At 59.3% G+C, this 26608-nt stretch carries 24 protein-coding genes; 12 read left to right on the top strand and 12 right to left on the bottom strand.

The window, feature by feature from the left end; genetic code table 11:
- Window positions 1-44: 44 nt before the first annotated feature.
- The 4 genes from DXZ77_RS12010 to DXZ77_RS03180 all read right to left on the bottom strand — a co-directional run bounded on the left by DXZ77_RS12010 (window position 45) and on the right by DXZ77_RS03180 (window position 4318).
- A complete protein-coding gene (locus DXZ77_RS12010) occupies window positions 45-2054 on the bottom strand; it encodes a DUF2207 domain-containing protein (protein ID WP_115029873.1) in 2010 nt (669 codons plus the stop codon).
- Between the two features lie 40 nt (window positions 2055-2094).
- A complete protein-coding gene (gene smpB / locus DXZ77_RS03190; protein WP_115029871.1) occupies window positions 2095-2574 on the bottom strand; it encodes an SsrA-binding protein SmpB in 480 nt (159 codons plus the stop codon).
- 122 nt (window positions 2575-2696) lie between these two features.
- Window positions 2697-3602 (bottom strand): permease-like cell division protein FtsX, encoded by a 906-nt coding sequence (gene ftsX / locus DXZ77_RS03185; RefSeq protein WP_220181584.1) that lies wholly within the window; start codon window positions 3600-3602, stop codon window positions 2697-2699.
- Window positions 3599-4318: a cell division ATP-binding protein FtsE gene (locus DXZ77_RS03180; RefSeq protein WP_115032481.1), complete on the bottom strand. Its 720-nt coding sequence runs from the start codon at window positions 4316-4318 to the stop codon at window positions 3599-3601. Before DXZ77_RS03180 ends, ftsX begins: the two co-directional genes overlap by 4 nt.
- Before the next feature lie 215 nt (window positions 4319-4533).
- On the opposite strand from DXZ77_RS03180, the gene DXZ77_RS03175 reads away from it, so the two are divergent.
- The 4 genes from DXZ77_RS03175 to DXZ77_RS03160 are packed head-to-tail and all read left to right on the top strand — an operon-like array spanning window position 4534 to window position 8396.
- Window positions 4534-6036 carry a methylmalonyl-CoA carboxytransferase subunit 5S gene (locus DXZ77_RS03175; protein WP_115029869.1) on the top strand — a complete coding sequence of 501 codons (1503 nt, stop codon included), beginning with the start codon at window positions 4534-4536 and terminating at the stop codon, window positions 6034-6036.
- Window positions 6037-6078: 42 nt separating this feature from the next.
- Window positions 6079-7638 (top strand): acyl-CoA carboxylase subunit beta, encoded by a 1560-nt coding sequence (locus DXZ77_RS03170; RefSeq protein ID WP_115029867.1) that lies wholly within the window; start codon window positions 6079-6081, stop codon window positions 7636-7638.
- A gap of 51 nt (window positions 7639-7689) precedes the next feature.
- A complete protein-coding gene (locus DXZ77_RS03165; RefSeq protein ID WP_181816010.1) occupies window positions 7690-7983 on the top strand; it encodes a hypothetical protein in 294 nt (97 codons plus the stop codon).
- A gap of 41 nt (window positions 7984-8024) precedes the next feature.
- Window positions 8025-8396: a biotin/lipoyl-containing protein gene (locus DXZ77_RS03160; RefSeq protein ID WP_028327910.1), complete on the top strand. Its 372-nt coding sequence runs from the start codon at window positions 8025-8027 to the stop codon at window positions 8394-8396.
- A gap of 83 nt (window positions 8397-8479) precedes the next feature.
- Here the strand turns inward: DXZ77_RS03160 and DXZ77_RS03155 are convergent, their stop codons facing one another.
- Both DXZ77_RS03155 and prfB read right to left on the bottom strand, forming a co-directional pair.
- The gene (locus DXZ77_RS03155; protein ID WP_115029865.1) at window positions 8480-9364 is read right to left on the bottom strand and encodes a universal stress protein; all 885 of its coding nucleotides are present in this window, start codon (window positions 9362-9364) and stop codon (window positions 8480-8482) included.
- Between the two features lie 147 nt (window positions 9365-9511).
- On the bottom strand, window positions 9512-10618 hold the full coding sequence (gene prfB / locus DXZ77_RS03150) for a peptide chain release factor 2 (RefSeq protein ID WP_115029863.1): 1107 nt from the start codon (window positions 10616-10618) through the stop codon (window positions 9512-9514).
- A gap of 131 nt (window positions 10619-10749) precedes the next feature.
- Between prfB and DXZ77_RS11675 the strand changes: the two genes are divergently transcribed.
- The gene (locus DXZ77_RS11675) at window positions 10750-10938 is read left to right on the top strand and encodes a hypothetical protein (RefSeq protein ID WP_147279174.1); all 189 of its coding nucleotides are present in this window, start codon (window positions 10750-10752) and stop codon (window positions 10936-10938) included.
- Here the strand turns inward: DXZ77_RS11675 and DXZ77_RS03145 are convergent.
- Entirely contained in the window at window positions 10899-12386 is a 1488-nt protein-coding gene (locus DXZ77_RS03145) for a beta/alpha barrel domain-containing protein (protein ID WP_258553099.1), read from the bottom strand. The genes DXZ77_RS11675 and DXZ77_RS03145 overlap by 40 nt on opposite strands.
- Window positions 12387-13232: 846 nt before the next feature.
- Between DXZ77_RS03145 and DXZ77_RS12005 the strand changes: the two genes are divergently transcribed.
- Complete coding sequence (locus DXZ77_RS12005) at window positions 13233-13379, top strand: hypothetical protein (RefSeq protein ID WP_181816009.1); 147 nt, start codon at window positions 13233-13235, stop codon at window positions 13377-13379.
- Complete coding sequence (locus DXZ77_RS03140; protein WP_028327913.1) at window positions 13349-13597, top strand: WhiB family transcriptional regulator; 249 nt, start codon at window positions 13349-13351, stop codon at window positions 13595-13597. The genes DXZ77_RS12005 and DXZ77_RS03140 overlap by 31 nt, the downstream gene beginning before the upstream one ends.
- A gap of 53 nt (window positions 13598-13650) precedes the next feature.
- Here DXZ77_RS03140 and DXZ77_RS03135 read toward each other — a convergent pair whose 3' ends face one another.
- Entirely contained in the window at window positions 13651-15195 is a 1545-nt protein-coding gene (locus tag DXZ77_RS03135; RefSeq protein WP_115029861.1) for a sensor histidine kinase, read from the bottom strand.
- 123 nt (window positions 15196-15318) lie between these two features.
- Here DXZ77_RS03135 and DXZ77_RS03130 point away from each other — a divergent pair, with 123 nt between their 5' ends.
- Together DXZ77_RS03130 and DXZ77_RS03125 are read left to right on the top strand one after the other, a co-directional pair.
- Window positions 15319-15963, top strand: a complete 645-nt coding sequence (locus tag DXZ77_RS03130; protein ID WP_115029859.1) for a hypothetical protein — start codon at window positions 15319-15321, stop codon at window positions 15961-15963.
- A 10-nt stretch (window positions 15964-15973) separates the two neighbouring features.
- The gene (locus DXZ77_RS03125) at window positions 15974-16462 is read left to right on the top strand and encodes a DUF2505 domain-containing protein (protein WP_115029857.1); all 489 of its coding nucleotides are present in this window, start codon (window positions 15974-15976) and stop codon (window positions 16460-16462) included.
- Between the two features lie 11 nt (window positions 16463-16473).
- Here DXZ77_RS03125 and DXZ77_RS03120 read toward each other — a convergent pair whose 3' ends face one another.
- Window positions 16474-16875, bottom strand: coding sequence for a DUF6912 family protein (locus tag DXZ77_RS03120; RefSeq protein WP_115029855.1), 402 nt, complete (start codon window positions 16873-16875; stop codon window positions 16474-16476).
- 120 nt (window positions 16876-16995) lie between these two features.
- Window positions 16996-18303 (bottom strand): CpaE/TadZ family protein, encoded by a 1308-nt coding sequence (locus DXZ77_RS03115; RefSeq protein WP_115029853.1) that lies wholly within the window; start codon window positions 18301-18303, stop codon window positions 16996-16998.
- Between the two features lie 241 nt (window positions 18304-18544).
- Between DXZ77_RS03115 and DXZ77_RS03110 the strand changes: the two genes are divergently transcribed.
- The gene (locus DXZ77_RS03110) at window positions 18545-18784 is read left to right on the top strand and encodes a helix-turn-helix domain-containing protein (protein WP_115029851.1); all 240 of its coding nucleotides are present in this window, start codon (window positions 18545-18547) and stop codon (window positions 18782-18784) included.
- Here DXZ77_RS03110 and DXZ77_RS03105 read toward each other — a convergent pair.
- Window positions 18730-19323, bottom strand: coding sequence for a hypothetical protein (locus DXZ77_RS03105; RefSeq protein WP_115029849.1), 594 nt, complete (start codon window positions 19321-19323; stop codon window positions 18730-18732). The genes DXZ77_RS03110 and DXZ77_RS03105 overlap by 55 nt on opposite strands.
- 188 nt (window positions 19324-19511) lie before the next feature.
- Between DXZ77_RS03105 and DXZ77_RS03100 the strand changes: the two genes are divergently transcribed.
- Window positions 19512-20057, top strand: coding sequence for an Rv3235 family protein (locus tag DXZ77_RS03100; protein ID WP_115029847.1), 546 nt, complete (start codon window positions 19512-19514; stop codon window positions 20055-20057).
- 251 nt (window positions 20058-20308) lie between these two features.
- Window positions 20309-23593 carry a S8 family serine peptidase gene (locus tag DXZ77_RS03095; RefSeq protein ID WP_115029846.1) on the top strand — a complete coding sequence of 1095 codons (3285 nt, stop codon included), beginning with the start codon at window positions 20309-20311 and terminating at the stop codon, window positions 23591-23593.
- 83 nt (window positions 23594-23676) lie between these two features.
- Here DXZ77_RS03095 and secA read toward each other — a convergent pair whose 3' ends face one another.
- Entirely contained in the window at window positions 23677-26397 is a 2721-nt protein-coding gene (gene secA, locus DXZ77_RS03090) for a preprotein translocase subunit SecA (protein ID WP_115029844.1), read from the bottom strand.
- Between the last annotated feature and the right edge of the window lie 211 nt (window positions 26398-26608).

Below are 26608 nucleotides of genomic sequence, written 5' to 3'. Positions count from 1 at the left end.
CCACGCTAACCCCACATCACGGCCAGCGGTGCTCAAACACCACCTCACCACGAACCACCACCACCTCCACCAAAACCACCACCACCAACTGAACCGCCCCCACCAAAACCGCTTTGCCCTGAAGCGCCCGCAGACCCCCCACCGCTACCGCTGTCAATCGGGGCAGAAAAAGCACTCTCAGCACTTCCCGAAAAATCACGCAGCATCGAGGTGAAAACCACGTAATCCCACGCCGTAGCGCCACCGGAATACCACGACGGCGAATCCACTACCGCACCCTCAGCTTTAGCCGCAGCCACAACCTCATCGAAGATCTTCGCCCACTTCTCTGCCACCCCAAAAACAATCGCATACGGCAAATAACGACTGAAGACCTTCTCCGCCTCCTCAAAACGGATCTGCCCCGCCTCAGCCGTCACCAAGTACTCCTTAAAACCACGAGCCTGATGCAACACAGCTGTACCTGCCGCCGTACGCGCCACCATCGAACGCGCCATCAACAACACCACCACGCCAGCGGCAGCGACCCCAGCACCAGCACACAAAAACATCCCAAACTGCGCACCAGTCAACGCCACAGTCCCGGACATAAACAGCAACGGAGCAGCCAAAACAGCACCCGCGATAAGCAAAATCACACCCAAACCAGCCCACGCCGAACGTGTCTGCTTCGGGTTCTGCCTAAACCACCCACGCGCAGTCACCTCGTCATACATATACGACTTGACCAGATCAACCCGCGTAGCCATCTGCCGACGACGAGAAGACAACAACGCCGTCTCCGAAGACCCCAACAACGCCTGCACCAAAGTCCGCTCATACCTGAGCAGCTGACCCTCATCAAAGTTCTCACCGCGACGAATCCGCCAATCCGAATCCTTCCCCTGACGCGGAACCTCCTCAATAACCACAACCCCACGCACCGCCAAGTCAACGATCGAGGCCGTCACATCCACCATGTCTGCAGACTCATCCTGCAACGTCCCAATCAACCCCGGCAGCGAATCCTGCGGAGGCTCAAAACGCACCGCCACCGGAGCAGACGCAGACAACCGCACCGCCTCCGTCACCGCATCCTCACCACCAGGCAATACCCCAGGGGTCAACCCAACAAACTGCTCATCACGACCACGACGCCGATACGCAGCCCCCACCCCCACAACCGCGCCCACAAACGCCAACCCACCCACACCAACACTGCCCGCACCCATCGCCGTAGCCACCCACTGCGGCACAAACTCCGTCAGCGCACGCCCACCCTCAGCATCACCCTCCCGGATGATCGGCTGATCATTACTGACCGTCCCACCCTGATACCCCGTCACCACAGTCATGCCCAGGTGCTTCTCACCCTGCATCCCTAACCCTGTCGCAATGAAAGTATCTGTACCCCCCACAGACTCCCCAACACACCCAGACTTATCCCTGGATCCTTCCTCCCCCACCCAGCATTCCCGACGCTCAGAACCAACCGGACCTGTCACCGTCACCGTCGCCTGATCAATCGGCGCCTCCCAATGAGTCGCCACCGGGTTCAGGAACAACTCCTGCGTATCGGCAGCACCATCCTTACCCGGAATCCGGTTCACCACGCCCTTAACGCGATACTCGACCACGTAACGCTGCCGCCCCGACACAGACCGCTTCTTATCCCCGATCTGCAGCCGCAACACACCACCACGATCCCGCTTCTCATACACCGTCGAAGCACCCGTAGGGCTCGTCACATTCACAATCGACATCTCGTACTCACGGAAATGCCCCGGACTTTCCGGAAGATTCCGCCGCACCGTCCAGTCCATAAAAATGCCGTGCCGGTCCTTGCCACCACCGAACACGTAATCCACCGTCTCCCGCGCCCACACCTCACCATCAGGACGCAGCGAATACTCCACCCGATAATCAGCGATACGGTCCCCCTGCTGCGCCCACGCCCCACCAACACCCACACCTACCAACACCACAGCCACACACAGCCCCGACACGCCACGCCCCACCCACCGACGCATCCCCGAGGCAACACCTACCCGAGCCACACCCATCAACAACCCCATCACTACGCCCCAATCCCATTCACGAAAAAACAGCCGCGCCTCACCGACCCCGCTTAAACGCCACCGACATCGCCCTCTCCGCCTCACGACGATCCTGACGCTCACGCAACGCCTGACGCTTGTCGTACTCCCGCTTACCCTTGGCCAACGCAATCTCCACCTTCACCCGACCATCCTTGAAATACAGCGACAACGGCACCACCGTGTGCCCTGCCTCCCTGGCCTTGGACTCCAACTTCTCGATCTCAGCCCGATGCAACAACAACTTGCGCCGCCGCCGAGCCGAATGATTCGTCCATGTCCCCTGCACATACTCCGGAATGTGCACACCCTCCAACCACACCTCACCCGAACGCGAAAACGACGCAAACCCATCCACCAACGAAGCCCGCCCCAACCGCAGCGACTTCACCTCAGTACCCATCAACGCCAGACCGGCCTCATAGGTGTCCTCAATCAAATAATCGTGACGCGCCTTCTTATTACGCGCGATCACCTTCACACCCGACTCCTTGGCCATCTGCCACTGCCTTCCTCAACCCAGTGCTCCCACTGGTCACACAACTACCGCGCAAACCACTCCATAGCTCACGCTCAGACTCCACCACCGTACAGGCACCCCAACAACACCCAACCCCCGACTCACACCCGCACATACCGACCCAACGCCACCCACGACACAACCACCGCCACATCAACCCCGCACCCCACCAACACCGGCGCCACCACCAACACATCCACCGGAGTAATCCACCCAAAATCAGAAAACTTTGCAGCCAACTCAGCCACCCCAAAACGCACCGCCCCCCACAAAACCCCCACCGCCAGCACACACGCCACCAGCACCGCAGCAACCATCTCCACCATAAAAGGCAACTGCAAAGCCCCCTTCGAAGCCCCCACCACCCGCTTCACCCCAGTCTCATGACGCCTCGTCCACGCCACCTGACGAATCGTCGTCACCAACAACAACACCATCGCCACCGACATCACCCCAGCAACTCCCCACGCAGTCACCCGCAAAAAGTCCAACACCCGAATCAACGGATCCACCACCTGACGAATATCCTTCACCGCCGCCACCCCCGGCATCCCACCAAACATTTGATGAACCACCGCATACTCACTCGGATCCACCAACTTCACCCGAAACGCCGCCGGAACAGCCGAAGCCGGAGTACGCGCAAACGCTGGATTACCCGCAAACTGCGCCCGGAACCGCTCATACGCCTGATGCTGAGACTCAAACTCATACGACGCCACCACCTTCGAAGAGGCATCCAGCAACTCCCGCACCGCCGCCTGCTGCACCGCAGTCACCGGCTTACCCCCACACCCCGCATCCGGCGACGATGCCGTACACAAAAAAATCGACACCTCAACCTTGTCGTACCAATACCCCTTCGCAGCATCCACCTGCCGCCCCGACAACATCCCCACCCCCAAAAACACAACACTGACCATCGCCACAATCACAATCGACACAAACGCCCCTAGATTGCGACGCAAACCCGCCCCCACCTCCTGCACCAAAAACGTCGGCCTCACAGCAGCTCACCCCCATGCCCCTCACCCGAAGCCACCACCCGATACCTACCACCAACCTCATCTCGAACAACCACCCCATCACACAGCTCAATCACCCGCCGACCAGCCATATCCACCACCCGATCATCATGCGTAGCCATCAACACCGTCGTCCCCTCCGCATTCACCCGCCCCAACAACTCAACAATGCTCTCGGTCGCCTCCGGATCCAGATTTCCCGTCGGCTCATCCGCCAACAACAACGACGGCCGCTTCACCAACGCCCGCGCCAACGCCACCCGCTGCTGCTCCCCACCACTCAACTCATGCGGCAACCGCCGCGCTAACGACCCCACCCCCACCACATCCAACGTCTCTGGCACTAACCGATCCACATCCGCAGGGTTGTACCCCAACACATGCAGCACATACGCCACATTCGCCTGCACATCCCGATCCGGCAACAACCGATAATCCTGAAAAACAACCCCAATCTGACGACGCAACTGCGGCACCCGCCGACGCGGCAGCCGCACCACATCCCACCCCAACGCCGACAGCTCCCCCGAAGAAACCTTCTCCTCAGCCAACAGCAACCGAATCAACGTCGACTTACCCGACCCTGAAGCACCCACCACAAAAACAAACTCACCGGCCCCCACCTCAAAAGAAACCCCATCCAACGCCGGCTTCACACCACGCCGATACGTCTTGACCACATCCGTGAACGAGATCACAACCCCTGCCCTCCCAGAACACGAAACGAACAAGAAACCCCCGGCTACACGCCACAGCACCCTAGCCGCCTCGCCCACACGAACCCCGTTCCTGCAGCGGCGCGTCGCAACCCCATCCACTAGCCCGTAACCCAGCTCACACCTTCCATGTGACTCTGGTCCCGGTTTCTCCAAAGGTTGCGCGCATCCCACCAAGACCGTGACAACCTCACACCATGACCACGCAGCGACAGATCGGCGTCACCGAACTCGCACTCCGCGATGCACACCAAAGCCTCATGGCAACGCGCATGGCACTCGAGGACATGGTCGACGCCTGCGCAGACCTGGACCAAGCAGGTTTCTGGAGCGTCGAATGCTGGGGCGGAGCCACCTTCGACTCCTGTATCCGGTTCCTCAACGAAGACCCGTGGGAGCGCCTACGCACCTTCCGCAAACTCATGCCAAACACGCGCACACAAATGTTGCTGCGCGGGCAGAACCTCCTGGGTTACCGCCACTACGGGGACGATGTCGTCGACCACTTCGTTGAAAAAGCCGTCGAAAACGGCATGGATGTTTTCCGTGTCTTCGATGCCCTCAACGACCCTCGCAACCTCGAACACGCTATCGCTGCTGTTAAACGCGCCGGCGGGCACGCCCAAGGCACCGTCTGCTACACCACCAGCCCGCTGCACACCGTTGAGGGCTACGTCGAACTCGCCAAACAGCTAGCCGACATGGGTGTGGACTCTATTGCCCTCAAAGACATGGCAGCCCTACTCAAACCCCAACCGGCTTACGACATCGTCAAAGCCATCAAAAATGAACTGCCTGACATGCAGATCAACATCCACTGCCACTCCACCACCGGAGTAACCCTGGTCTCCCTTATGAAAGCCATCGAGGCAGGCGCAGACGTCGTCGACACTGCCATCAGCTCCATGTCCCTAGGGCCGGGCCACAACCCCACCGAATCCCTCCAAGAAATGCTCGAAGGCACCGGCTACATCGCTGACCTCAACAAAGAGCTGCTAAAAAACGTCAAACAGCACTTCGCCAAAATCAAACCCCGCTACCAGAAGTTCATGTCGAGCTACACCGTCGACACCGCCATCTTCGATAGCCAAATCCCCGGCGGCATGATCTCCAACATGGAGTCCCAGCTCAAACAACAGGGAGCTGCCGACCGCCTCGAAGAAGTACTCGAAGAGGTACCCCGCGTCCGCAAAGACGCCGGATACCCCCCACTCGTGACTCCCTCGAGCCAAATCGTTGGCACCCAAGCGGTGTTCAACGTCCTCATGGGCAAATACAAAGTCCTCACCGCCGAGTTCGCCGACCTCATGCTCGGCTACTACGGCACCACCATCGGCGACATGAACCCCGAAGTGGTCGAACAAGCCAAAGCACAAACAGGCAAAGAGCCCATCACTGTCCGGCCTGCCGACCTCATCGAACCCGAATGGGACAAGCTCAAAGAGGAAGCAGCCAACATCCCCGGCTTCGACGGCACTGATGAAGACGTCCTCACCTACGCCATGTTCCCCAAAGTCGCCCCTGGCTTCTGGGCTACCCGGCCCGAAGGCCCCAAGAACGTCGGCCAAAGCCCCGAAGAGCTCGAAGCAGAACGCGCAGCCCAAGCCGGAGACACCAAAAACGGCCCCATCCGCGTCCCCATCACCTACAACGTCACCGTCGGAGGCAAGAGCCACTCCGTCACCGTTAAACCGGCCTGACCACAGCCCCTAACCGCCTCCACACATTCTTAAGGACCACACATGGCTGACAAACCCACAACCATGGCGGAGCGGATCAAAGAACTCCGCGCCCACCGCGCAGAACTCGAAGCTGGCGGTGGCGAAGCCCGCATCGAAAAACAGCATGAGCAAGGCAAACTCACAGCCCGTGAACGCATCACCGAACTCGCCGACGAAGGCAGCTTCGCTGAACTAGGGCTCTTCGCTCAACACCGCACCACTTTGTTCGGCATGGACAAAGCCAAAGCCCCCGCCGACGGCGTCGTCACTGGCTCCGCTACCGTGCTGGGGCGCCCCGTTCACATCGCCAGCCAAGACTTCACCGTCATGGGCGGCTCCGCCGGTGAAAAACAGTCCGAAAAAGTCACGGTCGTTCAAAAAGCATCACTGGAAAACGGGACGCCCTTCATCTTCATCAACGACTCCGGTGGAGCCCGCGTCCAAGAAGGCATCGACTCGCTATCCGGATACGGCAAAGTGTTCTTCCAGAACGTCGCGCTCTCCGGGGTGGTGCCACAGATCTCTATCATCGCTGGTCCGTGCGCTGGCGGTGCCGCCTACTCCCCCGCACTAACCGACTTCATCATCCAAACCAAAGAATCTCGCATGTTCATCACCGGTCCTGGTGTGATCAAGCAGGTCACGGGAGAGGAAGTCTCCGCTGAAGATCTCGGCGGCCCGGGCGCGCACATGACCCGCTCCGGTGTCACGCACTTTGTTGCCGACGATGACGCTCAAGCCATGCTCATCGCGAAGAAACTCCTGAGCTTCCTGCCCAGCAACAACTCCGAAATGCCCCCCATCGTCGATGGCAACGACGATGTCGAAGACATCCCTGAGCTCAACGACATCATTCCCGAAGACACCAAGCGCGGATACGACATCCGCGAGGTCATCTCGCTCATCGTTGATGATTCGGATTTCCTCGAGGTGCAGGCTGGTTGGGCAATGAACGTTGTCATCGGTTTCGGACGAGTGACTGGTCGATCTGTGGGAATCATCGCGAATCAGCCCAACTTCCTCGCTGGTTCTCTAGACATCAACGCCTCCGACAAAGTTGCCCGGTTCGTGCGTTTCTGCAACGCCTTCAACATTCCTGTAGTCAACCTCGTTGACGTTCCCGGCTTCTTGCCTGGGGTTGAGCAGGAGTACGGCGGCATCATCCGCCACGGCGCAAAAATGCTCTTCGCCTACAGCTCGGCCACGGTTCCTAAGATCACTGTTGTTCTCCGTAAGGCATACGGCGGCTCTTACCTAGCCATGTGTTCTAAAGACCTTGGCGCGGATCGGGTATTCGCGTGGCCTACCGCTGAGATCGCTGTGATGGGTGCTGAGGGCGCTGCAGGCGTAGTCTTCCGCAAAGAAATCGCCAACGCTGAAGACCCCGAAGCCAAACGAGCCGAACTGGTCCAGCATTACCGCGAAGCGTTCTCCACCCCTTACGTTGCCGGGGCGCGCAGCCAAGTCGACGACATCATCGAACCAGCCAGCACCCGCCGAATGATCGCGCAGTCCTTGGAGTATCTCGCGAACAAACGCGATATCCGACCGCCCAAGAAGCACGGCCTCATCCCGATGTGATCGGCGACGTTTCACCACGACGAACACGTCGACGAGAACGGAGAACACACCATGAGTGATGTGTCTGAGCCTTCTGAGCTCGAACAGTTGCGCGTACTCGTGCAAGACCTCAGCGCCCGCGTAGAACGTCTAGAAAGCAGGGTTGCTGAACTTCACGACCCCGAAGAGATCAGCGAGGACGTCATTCTCGCTATCTCTGCGGCGGTGGCCGCGGCACTGGGCAAGCGCGCCACCATCAAACAGATCCACTTCGCCTCGAAGTCTGGATCGGGCTGGGCTGACCAAGGCCGCAGTGATATTCAGCATTCGCACACCATCCGACCGCAGTCGTCGAACGTTCGATGATCAGCCGGTGAATGACCAGCAAGAGCCATACGAGGGAAGATATGAAGCTCAAGATCACAGTCAACGGCTCGGTCTACGACGTCGAGGTCGAGGTCGAGGACACGCGTAAACAGAAACAGCTCGGCGCGATCCAGGTTGGCGGTTTCGGTGGTGGTATTCCTGCTACCTCCGCGGTGAAAGCTCCTGCCTCCTCGGCGAGTGCTTTGACGGCCAACATTGCTGGCACGGTTGTCAAAGTGCTTGTTGAAGATGGTGCCGAGGTCAAGTCCGGTGACACTTTGCTCATCTTGGAAGCGATGAAGATGGAAACGGAAGTGACCGCGCCCAAGGATGGCGTGGTTGCTTCCGTTGAGGTCACTGTGGGGCAGGCCGTGCAGAACGGTCAGGTGCTCCTACAGTGGGCGGAAAGCTAAACATATTTCGCTGTTCAGGGGTAGTGTAGTCAGCTGGCTACACCACCCCTGTTAGTTGTGGCGTGTATTGGGTTCTGGTGCGGTTAGGCGTGCACCACTGTCACTGGCACAGGAGCGGCATGCAGGATGCTGCGGGATGTGGATCCCATGAGTAGCCCGTGGAATCCGCCTCTGCCGCGTGATCCGACAACAATCAGTTGAGCGTTCTGGGCTGTAGCCAGTAGAGCTTGTTCCGGGCCGCCGTGGATGAGGCGTTTTTCCACCTTCAGGTGTGGGTGGGTGGTGGTTTCGGTGGCAATGATTTCCTCGAGCACAGCTCGTGATGAGTTTTCGATTGCAGTAGCGAAACGTGCGTGGTCTTCGTCTGTCATGGTCCAGCTGCGCAGCGCGCCCCAGCAGCGCACGGCGATGAGTGGAACGTTGAGGTCAGATGCCATTTGGGCGGCGAAGCGTGTTGCGGCGCGACCATCAGGGCTGTCGCTGACTCCAACAACTACCGGAGCGCTCTTATCTGCGGTAGTGCTTTCGGGTACGACGGTCACTACTCCGTGTGCGTGTCCGGCCACGGCGTTGGAGACGCTGCCGAGCAGCAGTCCGCTTACTTCGCCGCGCCCGTGTGACCCCAGAACGGTCATGCGGGCGTGGTTTGAGGCTTCGATGAGTAGGTGGGCAGGTGAGCCGGTGCTTGTCACTGCGTGTACGTCAAGTTCGCGGTGGTGTGCACGTACTGTTTCGACACCTTCGGCGCATTCGCGGCGAGCCACATCGAGGAGTACGTCGGTGGCTGGCTCGTACCAGCTGCCGTCGCCGATGGTGGGTGCGGTGAGTTGGACTGCGGTGAGGACGGTTAAGCCGGCGCCGCTGTGTTCGGCGGCGCCGGCAGCCCAGGTGAGAGCTCGTTGGGAGACGGGTGAGCCGTCGTAGCCAACAACGATGCGGTTGGTGTAGGCACGAGTCTCGTCAGTCATGGTGGCCTCCAGGTCTCGTCTGGGTGGGCAGGCGCCCGCGGCCCTGGTGCGTTCGCTGACACCCGATTTTTCGAGTCTAGAAGCGTGCTGAGCGGATTACGTGTTCCGTTGCTGAGTGTGTTGGAAAGGCAGCACACTCGCTAGGGGTCACTCTTTTTCAGCTGCTCGTTTCCAACGGATGCCAGCTTCGATGAATGCGTCGATGTCGCCGTCGAAGACCGAGTCAGGGTTACCAACTTCGTAGCCAGTGCGCAGGTCTTTAACCATTTGGTACGGGTTGAGGACGTAGCTGCGCATCTGGTCACCCCAGGTGGCTTTGACGTCTCCGGCAAGTTCTTTCTTTGCGGCGGCTTCTTCCTGCTGTTTTTGCAGTAGGAGTCGGGATTGGAGCACGCGGTATGCGGCGGCGCGGTTTTGGATCTGGGATTTTTCGTTTTGCATGGACACGACGATGCCGGTGGGGATGTGTGTCATACGGACGGCAGAGTCGGTGGTGTTAACGCTTTGTCCACCGGGGCCGGAGGAGCGGAACACATCAATTTTTAGTTCGTTTTCGGGGATGTCAATATGGTCGGTTTGTTCGATGAGGGGAACAACTTCAACCGCGGCGAATGATGTCTGGCGTCGTCCTTGGTTGTCGAAGGGGCTGATGCGTACGAGGCGGTGTGTGCCTGCTTCGACGGATAGGTGGCCGTAGGCGTAAGGAACGTTTACTTCGAAGGTCGCGGATTTCAGGCCGGCTTCTTCAGCGTAGGAGGTGTCCATGACTTTGGTTGGGTAGTCGTTACGTTCGGCCCAACGTAGGTACATGCGCATGAGTTGTTCAGCGAAGTCGGCTGCGTCGACGCCGCCTGCTCCTGCGCGGATGGTGACGACAGCTTCTCGTTCGTCGTATTCGCCGGCGAGGAGGGTTTTGACCTCGAGTTCTCCAACGGATTTTTTGAGTCGTTCGAGGGTTTGTTCGGCTTCGGCGAGGGTATCGGCGTCGTTTTCTTCACGGCCGAGTTCGATGAGTACTTCGAGGTCTTCGATGCGGGAGTCGAGGCTTTCAACGCGTTCTAGTTCGGCGTTGGCGCGTGAGAGAGCTGAGGTGACTTTTTGTGCGTGGTCGACGTCGTCCCACAGGTCTGGGGCGCCGGACTGTTTTTCGAGGTCGGCGATTTTGGCGCGTAGGGCGTCCACGTCGGTCACGTCACGGACCGACTTCATAGTCGTCCGGAGGTCGGTCAGTTCGGATTCGAAGTCAACAGCCACAATGGTCAAGGTTACGCGACGCTTGTGGCTGCTTCTCACCATGTTGGTTGTTGTGCTCACTGTGCCCTGGTGGGGGCCGATTGTTGTGGGTGGGGGGTGGTGTTTGTCGTTGCGGGTCAGGAGGAGGGTCGGTGGGGGTGCGGGTGTGGCTGCGTGATGGTCGTCGGGAGGATTTTGGTCATCCGCGGGATGGGCAGTGGACGGCGCGGCGGGATGATTTTTCGGGGGTGTTGCTTGTCGCGTATGTACGGGCAGGGGTCTTTGAAGAGGTTCGGCGTTTTTATCGTTCTGATGAGTGGCGTCGGGTTGAGATCAGTTGAGGGTGATTACCGCTGGCGTTGTGTGGGGTGTGGGCTGCGCTGAGTAGCCAGTGTGTGGCGGTTTGGGCACTCCAGCCGTTGGGGTAGAGGTCGAGTAGGCGTTGCGCGCCGGTGAGGTCTTGGCCGAGGGTGACGCCGGGTGGTTCTTCGTATCCGGTTTTGCGGCGTTGTCCGCGGCCGTGGTTGGTCAGGAGTGCGTTGCAGAGGCATTTGCGGCCGACGGTTTCGGCGATGTCTCCGCCTTTTTTGATGTATGCGTCTTGGGGTTCGGCGGGGCATCGGTAGCCGATGCTGCCGTCGGGGCGTTCGTAGGGGGTGCGTAGGTAAGAGAGGTCGCAGATGCGGGGGCGTTGTTCGTAGACATTGGGGTCGGAGAGAGTGTCGGCGAGGGTAGCGATTTTGAAGGGGAATCCGGTGGGGGATGCGCGGGGGTCGTTGCGGATGGTGAGTGTGTTTGTGCGTAGGTGCTGGTGCAGGGTGGCCAGGATGTGGGAGTCAAGGCCGGAATCGTTGCTCAGGGCGAAGATTGTTCCGCATTGGACGCCGGTGGCTCCGGCTTGTTGGGCTTGGTGGAGGGCCTGCGGGGTGGACTCTCCTCCGGCGAGCCAGAACGGTAGGCCTAGGCGGGCGATGGCGGTGAGGTTAGGGGTGTCGCGGGGGCCGTAGATGGGGTCACCGTGGTGGTCGAGGGTGAGTTTTCCGCGCGGGGGTGCGCTGTGTCCGCCGGCGGTGGCACCTTCGACGATGAATCCGTCGGGACGGATTTCTTCATCGCGATGCAGGTAGGTGGCTAGGGAGTGTAGGGAGATGATGGCGAGGAAGTGGGGGCGGGTTAGTGGTGGTAGAGGGGTGCTCAGGATGCTGGTGGGGTCGAGAGTTGTGGTGTGGGTGCGGGTGGCGTTGGCTACGTCGATGGTGAGGGTTGCGGGTTTGTGTGCTGCGTAGTTGCGCAGTAGGGCTGGTATTTCGCGGGGGATGCCTGCACCCATGAGGACGTAGTCGACTCCGGCGAGCATGGCGCCCAGTGCTGCACTGGGGGTGGCCATTTGGATTTTTTCGAGGAAGTTGATGCCGACGGGTCCGTCGTGGCCTTCTTTGGCGAGCCAGACTTCGGCGAAGTTACCTAGAACTGCCAGTTCGATTGCTTTGCGGGAGATGTTGATGGTGATTTTTGGGTTGGGCCGGTAGGGGGCTCCGTTGCGTCCATGGGGGCGGTAGTAGGTCTGGAGTGCGCGTTTGACCATGTCTTGGTCTGGGAAGTGTTGGAGTGCGCGGCGGTAGTGGCCGCCGGGGTCTCCGTCTTCGAGGGTTCTGGCTAGGACTGAGTCCATGGCTGTTCCTGAGACGACACCAAGCTGGCCGGTTTGGGCAACTTTGCGCGCCATCCACCATGAGGAGATTGCTACTCCCATGCCGCCTTGAATGACTGTTGGTAGCGAAGTGTTCATTGCCGTCCTCTCCGTGCAGTGGTGGTGCACGTGCGTGTGGGCGGCCGCAATGACCGCAACCTACGGTTACGTAACTTTAGGTTACGGTTTCGTAGGTTACGGTAGCGAAACTTTCTCGTCTAGACCCCTCGCTAGATGTATTGATCGACGGCAAGAGCATGCGATGTGGGCATTTGCAAATCGCGTCGCATGGTGCGCGATTTATCGATATGGACTCACTGGGGTTAGAGTCAGCAATGTCTGGACAGTCAAGGCGACCCACAGGGCCAGGCTCTATCAGTGAGCCGCTGATATGCAGCGTTCCTCTATGGGTCGCACGCCTTCCTGACGTAATTGCCGCCCACAGGCATCCATCCGTGATGCATAGCGGTACTTTGACGCAGCGTCCGTATGCAACGGACGTAGTTTTTGTGCGCAAATTTTGAGAGATCTCTTCCCTAAAGCGGGTCACACTGTGATGCTTGAGCAGTTCCACCCGCAACTTTCGCTGTTACAGCACCGCGGTGAAGGCGGTCATTCACCACGCTTTGCTCCAAAGCACTGATCAATCCCTCACACCACGGTCAACTCATCTTGAGTTGCGCACAGGATCAACCTGTTTCACTCGCCCTCCTCCTCCAGAACGAGGGATGCAAAGACGCACGTGAAACAGACCGGACCCAAACAACGCGAGCATGATCGCTCTCGACGTCGTAGGGCAGCGGCCCATTGGCCACCGCAGGTCAGTGGATGTTGCCGTGCGACGCCCTGGCGTCACGCACACCGGCTAACGAACACGCATCCTCCTGTGATGTCACACGTTCAACGGAACAGACACACCCACCACGTGCCCACCTGTTCCACAGAATGCCGGAAGCACATGTCCGAGATGTGGCCTCCACACCACACCTCGGTGAACAACTCGACGACTCAATCGGTCCACCAACCACTTTCCCCGTTACGTACTTCAAGGAGAACTCCTCATGGATTGGCGCAGCCGAGCAGAATGTCTGACCGAGGACCCCGAGCTTTTCTTCCCCATCGGAAACACCGGCCCCGCCCTGCTCCAGGTTGAAGAAGCCAAAACCGTATGCCGCCGCTGCGCAGTTATGGACACCTGCCTGCAGTGGGCCATCGAATCCGGCCAAGACGCCGGCGTATGGGGTGGCATGTCTGAAGACGAACGCCGCGCCCTCAAGCGCCGCAACGCCCGCGCCCGCCGCGCCAGCTAACTTCACACCCGCCGGTCGACCACCGGCGAAACCTCACGGCGCACTCGCCACGCTCACCCAGCGCGGGAGTGCGCCGTGAGGCGTTTACGCGCAGTAAAAGTCACCTTCGTTCCCCCTTCAGGGCGCGCCTCCCACGTGATTTTCCCCCGCAAGTCCTGCACAAAAGCACGCACAATCTGCGTCCCCAACCCTGAACGCCCCGGTTTGAACCCTTCCGGCAAGCCGACCCCATCATCAAAAATATCCACCCGCAAAACCCCAGCATCCGCCTCAGCAACACTCAACACCACATGACCCCCATCAGGACCAAATGCGTGATCAACCGTGTTCTGCACTAGCTCAGCTAGCACCAACGCCATCGGTGTCGCCTCCGCAGCATCAAGATGACCAAAGCTGCCTTGCCGCGACCACGACACCGTCCCACCGGCCACCTCAAGAATCGCGTTAATCACCCGAGTAGCGATCTCATCGAACCCCACGCTCTCATCCAAACTGCGCGAAAGCGTCTCATGTACCAACGCAATCGTTGACACCCGCCTACCAGCCTCAGCCAACGAAGCCTGCGCAGAGGTATCCGTTACACGACGAGCCTGCAACCGTAACAACGCAGCAACCGTCTGCAGATTGTTTTTCACCCGATGATGAATCTCGCGGATAGTCGCATCTTTTGTAAGAAGCTGCTCTTCCTGCCTCCGCAACTCACTGATGTCGCGAACAAGGATTAACGCCCCCAAACGTTCCTTGCCCTGCCGCAACGGCACCGCCCGCATAGCCATCACGCCGCCATCAGCCTCAACATCAGTGCGCCACGCCGCGCGCCCCATCGTCACTAACGGCAACGTCTCATCCACAATCGTATGCCCCTGCAGAAGGTCAATCACAACCTTCGACAAATACGCACCCTTCAAAGGGCCCTCATGCCCCAATCGCAACAACGCACTCGTGGCATTCGGCGACAAATACTCAATAACACCGTCATTGTCGATACGAATAACCCCATCCCCAGCCCGCGGAGTGCCATGACGCTGCGACTTCGGCTGACCTGACAACGGAAAACCACCATCACGAATCATTCCCATCAACGTATCTGCGGTCGCTTGATACACCCGCTCGAGCTGACTAGCAGCACGCACCTGCGCCACAGACTGATGCCGCGTCACCACCGCGATAGCCGCCCCCCGATGCACCACCGGCGTAGCCTCCACCCGCCGCAACACACTGTGCGGCCACTGCCCCGCAGTCACAATCGCCCGCGCAGCAACAGCCTGATCCAACATCAAAGTGCTGGCCTCATTCGCCTGATCCCCCACCAAATCGTCATAAAACACCAACGGCCCCGTATTAGGCCGCACATGCGCCAAAACCGTCCACTTCGTTCCCTCAGGACGACGACCAGCCAACAACGCCGCCTCATCCGCAGCCTGATCAAAACCACCCTGGCAAACCTGCCCCTCATCACGAGCAAGCCCCCACAAAACAAGATCACCGATCGCCAAATCAGCGATTAACTGCCAATCGCCGACCAGCATGTGCAACCAATCGACGTCCTTACTGCGCAGCCCTGGAACGAACTGCAATTTCTCGCTGAACGTCGCCATATCCCCAGACTAGCGCCGCCCAACAACAACCAACTCATCCCCAACAACACCCACCACAAACACCCCATCCACAGGCACACATCGCAACACCCCTCCCAGCGCCCCGCACCCTAGGGTGTTCCCGTGACCAACCACCCCACCCCCCACGAAATCGCCCTTCACGCCCTCGCCAGACTGCCAGCGACAACCTGTGTAGACGTTGGCGACCACCACACTCAAGAACACCTACTCGACGCCCTGGCCACCATCGCCAGACGCGCCACCCTTGCCCACCCAACAAGCGAACACGTCCGCGCCGCAACCCAAAATGCCCCTATCCCCACCCCTGGCGCCATCGCCGAACGCACCAGTCGCCGCTGCCACACCAGCACCAACAACGACGAAAACCCACCATCCCTGGAATGCCACGCAGACGTAGACTCCTGTGCCGCGCTCGCAAGCAAACTTTTTGCCTACGCCGCAACAATCACCCACTCCCCCGATGCGATGCCCTCTTCGCTCATGGTTGCCACCGACGCTGAGTTTCTCGGACAAGCCCTACACGCATTCACAGAAAACATGCGCGCCCTACGCGCCGACCTGCTTCGCCCAACAAGCACCGAATCTGACGACGATGTTCGCCGCCACCGCCACGCCACCGCCACCGGTAAAGCGCGCTACCGCCTACGTTTGGCCACCGAACGCCTCCGGCACGGATGCCCCGAACCAGAACTACCTCACATAAACGCCTCACGACCCCACCCCGGCCAGGAAGCAGGAACCCGGTAGCCTGTCGCCCATGCATGTGCACGAGACATTTCTGATCGCAACAACCGCGGAAGAGGCTGGTCGTCGTCTTACTGATGAGGCGATCTATCACCGCGGCGCCGAACACATCGGCGCCCATAACGCAGACGTGCACATCACACAACAGGAAGACGCTTTTAACGTCGAAGCTACTTTCGCTCTACCCACAACAGGCATGCCCTCAGCAGCAGCGCGGCTAGCTGGCCCCACGTTGACTGTCCGACTCACCCAACACTGGGAAGCAGCCACAGCGGAGGGAACCCGCACTTCATCTGTCAACATCACCGCCCCGGGAACCCCTGTTACCGGAATCGGAACCCTGAACCTGCGCCCCACCGACCCCGACAGCTGCCAGCTAGAACTCGACGCGGACATCACCGCCGCCGTACCACTGTTCGGACCCAGCATCGAAAAAGCAGCTGCCCCAGCACTGGTAGAGACAATTCGGGCTGTCGCCCAGGAAATAGGGACGCCTGCATGAGGTTGCGAGGCTCACGCCATGAGCCGGGCAACCTCATGCGTCTCTGTCACGTCGTACCAGGAGAGCTCATCGTCAGGGCCATCTTCAGCTAACTCGATATGCCAACTCACCACAGCTGAAAGTGGGATTTCCGCCGATACCACCACATGCCCCAGTGCATCTTCTTCTGGCTGTTCGCTCACCCATGCCGCTGGAACATCTGCAGCTGCAACAGCAATCCGGCCAGGACAATCTGCCGCTGCCTCCCACAGTGCTTCATACTCCAGGTCTTCTTCATCATGCTCTGGAAAAACCGCAGACAACGTCGGCGTGAGCATGTGCGCACGCCCCCCAGCAGCAAGCAATGTACCTCCCTGCGCCACTGCAGCAGGCACCTCTTGCCCCACCCCGATGAACACCCTCACCTCACCCATCCGGACCCTCCACAGCTTCAGTAACGCATATAACGTGACCGATTAATCACGCCTTCACTGTCATCGTACGTTTCTTGCCTTGCCAGCAGAGATTAAGGCCAGGTAACTAGCTGCCTGGCCTTACACCGACGAGTACTGTGCCACTTGCTCCAGCAGTCCCTGCGCCAAATGATCAATGCCCGCCCCTGCAGGTGAACGCTCCTGTAGAGCAGTAACCGGTACTCCCTTCATCCGCGCAGCCCATACGCCTTCGGGGTCAGCTGGAACCAAATGCACCGTGTGCCCTAAATACAATCGCCGCCACGCCGCAGATCGCGCCATTACTGGCCCGGACTCCCCCTCCTGCACCCCGCTTCGCGTGATCTTGGGCAACGGCGTGCGGACCTGGTTAACCACAACTCGTTCCGCTGGGCTACCCACAGCGGCCAACTCCAACAACCCATCCTCTAAACGCGACAGCCCAACCGGATCATCACACCCCACCGCGACTACGTGATCAGCTGCCTCAAGCGCAGCTAAAGTTGCCCCATTACGGCGCGGAGCATACGTGTCATAGCTCAACTCCGGGTCATCTTCCAACGCAAAACCACAGTCAACAACCGTTACTTGTGCATACCGGCGTGCCACGTCAAAAACCGGGCCAATCAACTCAGGAACCAAAGCTGGCCACCGGTCAACGCGATCCAGGCCGGTCAACACCTGCAGCAGCGGCCCTGCCTGCACCGAAAGCAACTCAACATCGACAGGCTCCAAAAGCCCCCGATCGGCTAGCCGCAGCGCCGCCACGAGTCCCGGAGATTCCTGTTCAAGACCTAACGAACCAGCTACTGCGCCGCCGTAAGTGTCGGCGTCGATGAGCAGTGTGCGCACACCGCGCCCAGCTAACGCTGCCGCCACCCCCACAGCAATCGTTGTCCGTCCCGGAGCGCCCGCAGGACCCCACAACGCAATGACGCTTCCCAACTGTCCTTCCACAGCTGCGCCGAGTTCTCCGGTTTTGGTGGCCTGGAGTTCACGCCCTCGCGGGCCTCGCCCCCGCAGTCGCTGTGTGCGTGCCTGATCATCACAGGCAACGCGCTCACAGGCCTGTCGTAAGAGTGGAGGCACATCGGTGGGACTCGCATTCATAAACATGTGCCCGTCAACCCCGATCCGCAACGCGGTTTGGGCCTCATCAGCTGCTCCTGGTGGTACTGCGGCCAGCACTGCCACACCCCGCTGACGCATTTTCTCCACCAGAGATCGTTGCAGCCTCACGGTTGTGAGATTCACGATGGCCACATCTGCCAGGGCTGCCTCTGCCGCAGCCGCCACCCCGGCGACTTCTTCTTCCTCAGCAACCACGTCGACACCACGTGAGATAGCCAGCGCCTCACGCAAAAGGCCGATATTTCCCCCGACTATCACTCGCACACGCGCAGCCCGCATTACGAATCCCCTTGATCTTCAATGCCCCTCGCGGCAGCTCCCCCTACAGCGCCGCCACGAACAGCTCTCCCCGCACGCCACGTCAGCTATCCACAGGGCCCACAGTCGATACGACTTGCCTCGCAACCTGCGGTTAAACTCGGTCGACCGTTGACTGTACGGGCGCTGGCTCCACCCACACCCAGGTGCCGGTATCTCTGACGTCGACACACCTGCACAGCAACCACGAAGGAGACCAGCGATGACATCACGCTTCTTGCTGTTGTCCGATGTCTGCGAGGTCCTCAATATCTCCTCTGCCCAGGCATACGCACTCGTGCGTAGCGGCGAACTACCCGCCATTCGGGTAGGAGGACGCGGACAATGGCGCGTCGAATCGGTGGAACTAGAGAACTACATCCAACGCATGTACGCCGAAACGCGCCGTTACCTCGCCGAATCTCCCCAAAGCGCAGATGACTCCGCTGATGAATTGCGCTGATTAGCCAGAGTCGTCACAGCTACCACGGCACTAAACGGCACGATCTTCACCCCCTGGACGTAACGCGCCGAGCGCGGAACGTCAGGGGCGTGCCCGGCCAACTCGAAGAAATCTGCACCCACGATATCGATCGTGCCGGTGCGCACCCGCCGCATCTCATCCTCAACAGCCACCGGAACTCGATGCCGCGCAATCACACGCAAAGCGTGTGACATAGACAACCGCTTACGCATATCAGAGGGCGCGGCAACAGCCCTACCTAGACCGTTGATCTCCATGACGGCATGAAGAGGCACAAGAACCTGCTCCCGGTTCTCCATCAGCAGCCAGTCTGCACCTGCATCAATGAGGTCCCCGGAGAGCATTCGGCCTCCGCGTAACACCAGACAGATGCGGCCATCGTTGGCCCGCAGACGATCCGAAAGCTCTACTCGAGCGAGCTCGCGACGAACACGGTCCGCGATTTCGGATTCCAGAAACGCCCGATCCTGCTCGTCAGCCATGCCTTCGAGATCGGAAAACAGTCGTTCCCAGCGCATTCGTCCTCCTTGTAAACGTGCCCCAAGCCAACACACCCGCTACGTACCACCGCAACCACCCCAACAAATCAACAAGGTCTAAAGAGACACTTAAACCCATAAACAAGATCAAACTGCATCAAACTGCATTAAGGTGAGGTTGTAGCCCACCCGACAAAAGCACCCTCACCGACCCCTCGGAGACAGCCATGACCGACTCGGCCACCAACAGCACCACCATCCCCAGCACCACCATCGGCTCATGGCGCATCTACCCCTCCCCCAGCAACATCCCCACCCACGCCACCGTCATCACCCGCACCCGCCCCACTACCCTCGAACCGGAAAACCCCACCCCCTACGCCCAAGACCGCCTCGACATACAACTCACCCCCGCCCGCAGCACCACTGCCACCCGCCCCACCGAACCCGAAATACTCCCACCTGCCGAAAACTACGTCGGCCGCCTCGCAGTCACCCTCTTCGAAGTCCTCCGCGGCCGCCGCCCCCTTTCCACACTCGCCCGATTCGTCAGCCCCAAAATCCACGGATCCCTCGACCGACGCCGCCACCGCGCAGGCAGCACCATGAAAATCAAACCCGTCCGACTACGCACCGTCGTCGGCAGCACCCCAAAAAACGGCATCTACGACGCCGCCGTCATCCTCGAAGAAGAAGGTGTCATCCACACCATGGCCCTACGCATCACCCAAAACCGGGGGCGCTGGATCGTCACCGAGCTCTACCTCGACTAACCCTCAGCACCCTTCAAGAAGGCCGTGCCAGCCACCCATCACAGTGGCCAGCACGGCCTTACCGCTACCCCAACAACACGACACGAAAACCACAGACCTACCCATTCACCTGGGAATTCACCGCGACACCAGAAAAAACCACGTCGAAATGTCGCACCAAAGAACACCCCTCCAGCGAGAGTGTGCACAGCGGAGCGGCCAGGGGGGATCGAAGGCCATACACTTCGCCCCCTCTCGAAAGGACAACACCCATGCGTGCACGCACGTCGAGGATCGGCAACGTAGCCACCCTCGCCCTGGCACTCACACTCGGCGGAGCCACCGCCATCCCCGCAAGCGCAGATCCCCTGCCACCTGCCTCCACCACAGGAGAGGTCTCCGACGGAGCCAAAGGCGCACCCGACAAAGAAAAAATGAGCAGCCACAGCCAAGAGCTACTCGTCGAGGCAGAAGCCGCAGGCAAATCACGCGTCACGGTAATGGCCGCCACTGAACGAGGAAAAACAGCCGAAGTCGTCAAACACCTCACCTCACTTGGGGCAACCATCGGCTACGTCCACGACAAACTCGGATACGTACGCGCATCTGTCCCCACCAGCAAAGCTGAACACATCTCCACAATCCCGCAGGTCAAATACGTAGACCTCGATGAAATCGTCTCCGAACCCAAACCTGACCCCACACCAGGAACAAGCACCGGCTCCAGCCCCTGGACCGGCCCCTCACCACAAACCCCCGCCGAAAACCCCTACCTCCCCACCGCTGACACCGGCGCAGTTGCTTTCACCAAGAAAAACCCCACCTACGACGGGCGAGGAATCACCATCGGCGTCCTTGACTCAGGCGTAGACCTAGAACACCCAGCACTGGCAACAACCACCACCGGTGAACGCAAAATCAGCAACTGGATCACCGCAACAGATCCACTTCTGGAATCAGACCCCACCTGGCGAGTCATGCTCAACCGCGTATCCGGAGAAACAGCTACATTCCGCGGAACAAGCTGGAAACTCCCCCACCGCGACGACGCCCAATACTCAATCGACACATTCCGCGAATCAAGCTCTGCGCAAAGCGAATTCAAGGGAGACATCGACAGGAACGGAAAAACCGACGACAGCTGGGGAATCCTGTACGACTACCGAACCCACGACATCTGGGTCGACACCGACGGCGACCACGACTTCACCAACAACACCCCCATGCGGCCATACGCCGAAAAAAACCAAGTCGGACACTTCGGTAAAGACAACCCCTCCACACGCGTCCAAGAAAACGTCCCCTTCGTCGTCGAATACCGCACAAACGTCGACCTCACCCCCATCGGCCATGCCGGAACCACGGCCGACGTCATCAACATCGGCACCGTAGCCAGCGCCCACGGCACCCACGTCGCCGGAATCGCCGCAGCAAACATGCCCGGATGGAAAATGCAAGGAGCAGCCCCCGGAGCAAAAATTGTCTCCGCCAAAGCCTGCGTCTACGCAGGTGGCTGTACCTCCGTCGCCCTCACTGAAGGCATGATCGAACTCGTTGCCAACCAACGCGTCGACATAGTCAACATGTCCATCGGCGGCCTCCCCGCCCTCAACGACGGCAACAACACCCGATCTGCTCTCTACAACCGCATCATCGACGAATACGGTGTACAAATCTTCATCTCCGCAGGCAACTCCGGAGCAGGCACGAACACCATCGGCGACCCCTCCGTAGCAACCGATGCCGTCAGCGTCGCCGCCGGAGCCTCCAAAGAAACCTGGCTAGCCAACTACGGCGCTAAAGCCAAAGAAGAATACTGGGCACAGAACTACTCCTCTCGCGGACCCCGCGAAGACGGCGGATTCAAACCCAACATCATGGCCCCCGGGTCAGCCATCAGCGCTGTCCCCATGTTCATGGACCCCGAAGACATCCCGCAGGTCAGCTACAAACTTCCTGTTGGCCTATCCATGTTCAACGGAACCTCCATGGCCTCCCCACAAGCTACCGGCGCAGCAGCGCTGTTGCTCTCCGCAGCACGCCAAAACGACCTACCCGTCACACCGGCACAACTACGCGCATCCCTAGAATCAACAACACGATTCATCCCCGGACTCGAACCCACTGCCCAAGGCAACGGCCTTATCCGCATCGACCGTGCCTGGCCAATACTGCGCAAAGCCCCCGAAGCCTCCAACAAATACGCCATCTCCGCCCCCGTGTGCACACCACTAGCCCACCTGCTAGCTACACCCAACAAAGGCGAAGGCATCTACAACCGCTGTGACGCCACCAAAGGTGGACACAAAGCTGGCCAAAGCCGCACATACAACGTGACCATCACCCGTACCGCTGGCCCCCAAGAAATCACATCACACACCCTCACCTGGATAGGCAACGACGGAACCTACTCCTCAACCAACGCCGTGGAACTACCCCTAGGAAAACCCGTCACCATCCCGGTGATCGCCACCCCCAAAACACTAGGAACCCACGCCGCCATCCTGGACATCACACCTCGTGACAACACCATCCGCGGCACCCGCATGATGGCCGACATCATCACATCCAACGCACTCGACTCCGCCCCATACACCGCCTCCATGGCCGGGAACATCGACCGCGTCCGAGCACGCAGCATCTTCGTCACCGTCCCGGAAAAAACCCAAGCACTCCAGGTCAACCTCGCCGGAATCGCACACGGATCTGCCGTGCGCTTCCTCGCAATCGACCCACTGGGCATGCCCGTCGAAAGCGAAGAAATCCAAAACCGCTGCTACACATCCATCGGTGACGCCAAAGTCTGCCCACCCACCTCACGGGCATACACAAACCCACGCCCCGGCGTATGGGAAATCGTCGTCGACGCCAGCCGACGCACACCCGTCACATCCAACCCCTTCCGCCTTACCGCATCAGCACAAGGCGTCACCGTCGACCCCGCCGAAAAAACCATCCCTACCGCATCAGTGGGCAGCCCAACCGAAATCAACTGGAACATCAAAAACGACTTCGGTAACACCCCCGTACGCGGCACCGGCGGCCCCCTAGGCTCCGCACACGAAGAACGCCCCAGCATCAGCCAAGGCGAAAAACACACCTACAAAGTAGCCGTACCCGCCGGAACCAACCGACTGGAAATCTCCACCGGTAAACCAGCAGACATCAACTCTGACCTAGACATCGTGGTCCGTGACGCCTCCGGCACCGAAGTAGGCCGCGCAGCATCATCCTCCGCTGAAGAAACCGTCACCCTCGCTCACCCCACCGCGGGCACCTACACAGTCGAGATCGACGGATACACAATCCCCAGCGGCAAAATGGCCTACGACTACCAAGACGTCTACTACAGCAGCACGCTAGGCAAACTCACCATCAACAACGGCTCCCTGCACGCCCTCGAACACGGAGCCACCCTGCCCATCACGGGTGAAATCACTCCCAACACCCAACCAGACGAAGGGCGCCACATGTTCGGCGAACTCACAATCATGAACTCCGAGAACGCCGCCATCGGCTCTGCCAAAGTCAGCATCGAAAAAATCACCACCAAGTAACCCACCAGCACGTAGCTTAAGGCCCGCACGGTGTTCCGTGCGGGCCTTAAGCTACGTTTCACAACGCTACGGACACCACAACATCAACGTCCGCGGCGACGCAACCTGCGCGAACGACGCTCACGACGGTTACCCCGCTGCTCAGTCTCACCCACAGTGTCCCCGCCGCCGGAATACGCAAAGCGACGCGCATCAGGATGCTCGACACCCTCACCACGCACAGCCTCACCCGAGCTCTGCTCCGGTGACTCCTCCGGAGGCAACTGCCTTTCATCCACCTTGATATCGGCATTGAACAGAAGACGCACAGCATCTTCCTTAATGGCCTCAATCATCGCCTGGAACATGTGGTGACCCTCACGGCTGTACTCCACCACCGGGTCACGCTGAGCCATCGCACGCAGCCCAATACCCTCTTTGAGGTAATCCATCTCGTACAAGTGCTCACGCCACTTACGGTCCAGAACACTGAGAACCACACGACGCTCCACCTCACGCATCGCACGGCGACCAAATTGCGCCTCCCGTGCATCCAACGCAAACTGAGCATCCGAGATCAGCTCTTGCACAAGAATTTCCCGAGTCACCGAACTACGGCCACCGGCAGCAGACTCCACATCCGCCAACGTCAACGACACCGGGAACAACTCAGCCACATCAGACCACAACTGCTCCAGCTTCCAATCCTCCGGAAGCTGCTCCTCTGTCGCAGCACGCACATACTCAGTCACCACATCGTTGATGAAGTAACGCATCTGCTCATGCAGATCCTCACCCTCAAGCACACGACGACGCTCACCGTAAATAACCTTGCGCTGAGTGTTCAAAACATCGTCGTACTTCAAAACATTCTTACGAATATCGAAGTTACGGCCCTCAACCTGCGTCTGCGCACTCTGGATCGAGCGGGTAACCATCTTCGCCGAGATCGGAACCGAATCGTCCATTTTCACAGCAACCATGAAGCGGTTCACACGCTCAGCGTTAAACAACCGCATCAAATCATCCTGCAATGACAGGTAGAAACGGCTTTCCCCCGGGTCGCCCTGACGACCAGAACGACCCCGCAACTGATTATCGATACGACGCGACTCGTGCCGTTCGGTACCCAACACATACAAACCACCCAGCAACGACACTTCGTCGTGCTCAGACTTCACCGCAGCCTCAGCCTCAGCCAAAGCCTGATCCCAAGCCGCCTCGTACTCCTCAGGTGTCTCCTCCGGCGACAGCCCTCGACGACGCAATGCATCCACTGCACGGAATTCTGGGTTACCACCCAGCATGATGTCGGTGCCACGACCGGCCATGTTCGTCGCAACCGTCACCGCACCTCGACGGCCAGCCTCAGCCACAATGGCCGCTTCACGCTCGTGATACTTCGCATTCAGCACCTCGTGCGGCACACCATGAGCATCCAACTGCTGCGAAAGATACTCGCTCTTCTCCACGCTGGTCGTACCCACCAGCACCGGCTGGCCCTTACGGTGACGCTCAACAATGTCCTTGACCACCGCGTCAAACTTCGCGACCTCTGTCCGGTACACCAAGTCCGGCTGATCACGACGCACCATCGGACGGTTCGTCCGAATCTGCACCACCCCAACCTTATAAATCTGGTGCAGCTCAGCTGCTTCCGTCTGAGCCGTACCCGTCATACCCGATAGTTTGTTGTACAGGCGGAAATAGTTCTGCAACGTCACCGTCGCCAACGTTTGGTTCTCGTTCTGAATCTTCACCCCCTCTTTGGCCTCAATAGCCTGGTGCATCCCCTCGTTATAGCGACGACCAGCCAAGATACGGCCCGTGTGCTCATCAACGATGAGCACCTCACCGTCCATGACCACGTAATCCTTGTCCCGCTTGAACAACTCCTTAGCCTTGATCGCATTGTTCAAATACCCGATCAAAGGCGTGTTGTTGCTCTCATACAAGTTGTCAATACCGAGGTAGTCCTCCACCTTGGCGATGCCCGGCTCAAGAATCCCGACCGTCTTTTTCTTCTCGTCGACCTCGTAGTCACCCTCGGCCTCGATACCACGCAGACGATCCGCGCCACGCCCCCGCTCAAGATGCTTAACCATCTTCGCCATCTCGACATACCACCGCGTCACACCATCAGCCGGACCAGAAATGATCAACGGCGTACGCGCCTCATCAATGAGGATCGAGTCCACCTCATCCACAATCGCGAAGTTATGCCCCCGCTGCACCAACTCTTCGGTCTGCCACGCCATGTTGTCACGCAGGTAATCGAAGCCGAACTCATTATTCGTGCCGTACGTAATGTCCTTCGCATACTCCGCCCGACGCTGAGCCGGCGTCAGATGCGACAAGATCACACCTGTCTCCAACCCCAACATGCGGTGCACACGACCCATCAGCTCAGACTGATACTTAGCCAAGAAGTCGTTCACCGTGACAACGTGAACACCTTTACCCGACAAGGCATTCAAATAACTCGGCAAAGTCGCGACCAGCGTCTTACCCTCACCGGTCTTCATCTCAGCAACATTGCCCATATGCAACGCCGCTCCACCCATCACCTGCACATCAAAGTGACGCTTACCAATCGTTCGAGAAGACGCCTCACGAACCGCGGCAAATGCCTCCGGCAACAGCGAATCCAACGACTCACCATCAGCGATACGCGCTTTAAACCTGTCCGTCTCTGCCCGCAACTCCGCATCAGAGAGCGACAGAAAATCCTCCTCGATCGCGTTCACCTGAGCAACGATGCCCTCTAGGTGACGCAGCACACGCCCCTCACCTGCTCGCAGGACTCGATCGATGATCTTCGGCACGGACACTCCTCGTTGTGTAACACAGAAACCGGAAAACCGGCCCTCGAACACCTAGTAATCGGCTGGGCACCCAGGAAACGACACCAGCTGGAAAACGCCAACACAGCGAACTCCGCGCCCTCACGCCGACCCCACAACGAGATCACATGAGGACATGCCACCGGTCACTCCCCAGACCCAGGCTAAACGCTTACAACCGTCGACGCGTTCC

This window comes from Dermatophilus congolensis (genome assembly GCF_900447215.1).
Lineage (GTDB): Bacteria > Actinomycetota > Actinomycetes > Actinomycetales > Dermatophilaceae > Dermatophilus > Dermatophilus congolensis_A.
This window is presented reverse-complemented; position numbering and strand designations above follow the sequence as displayed.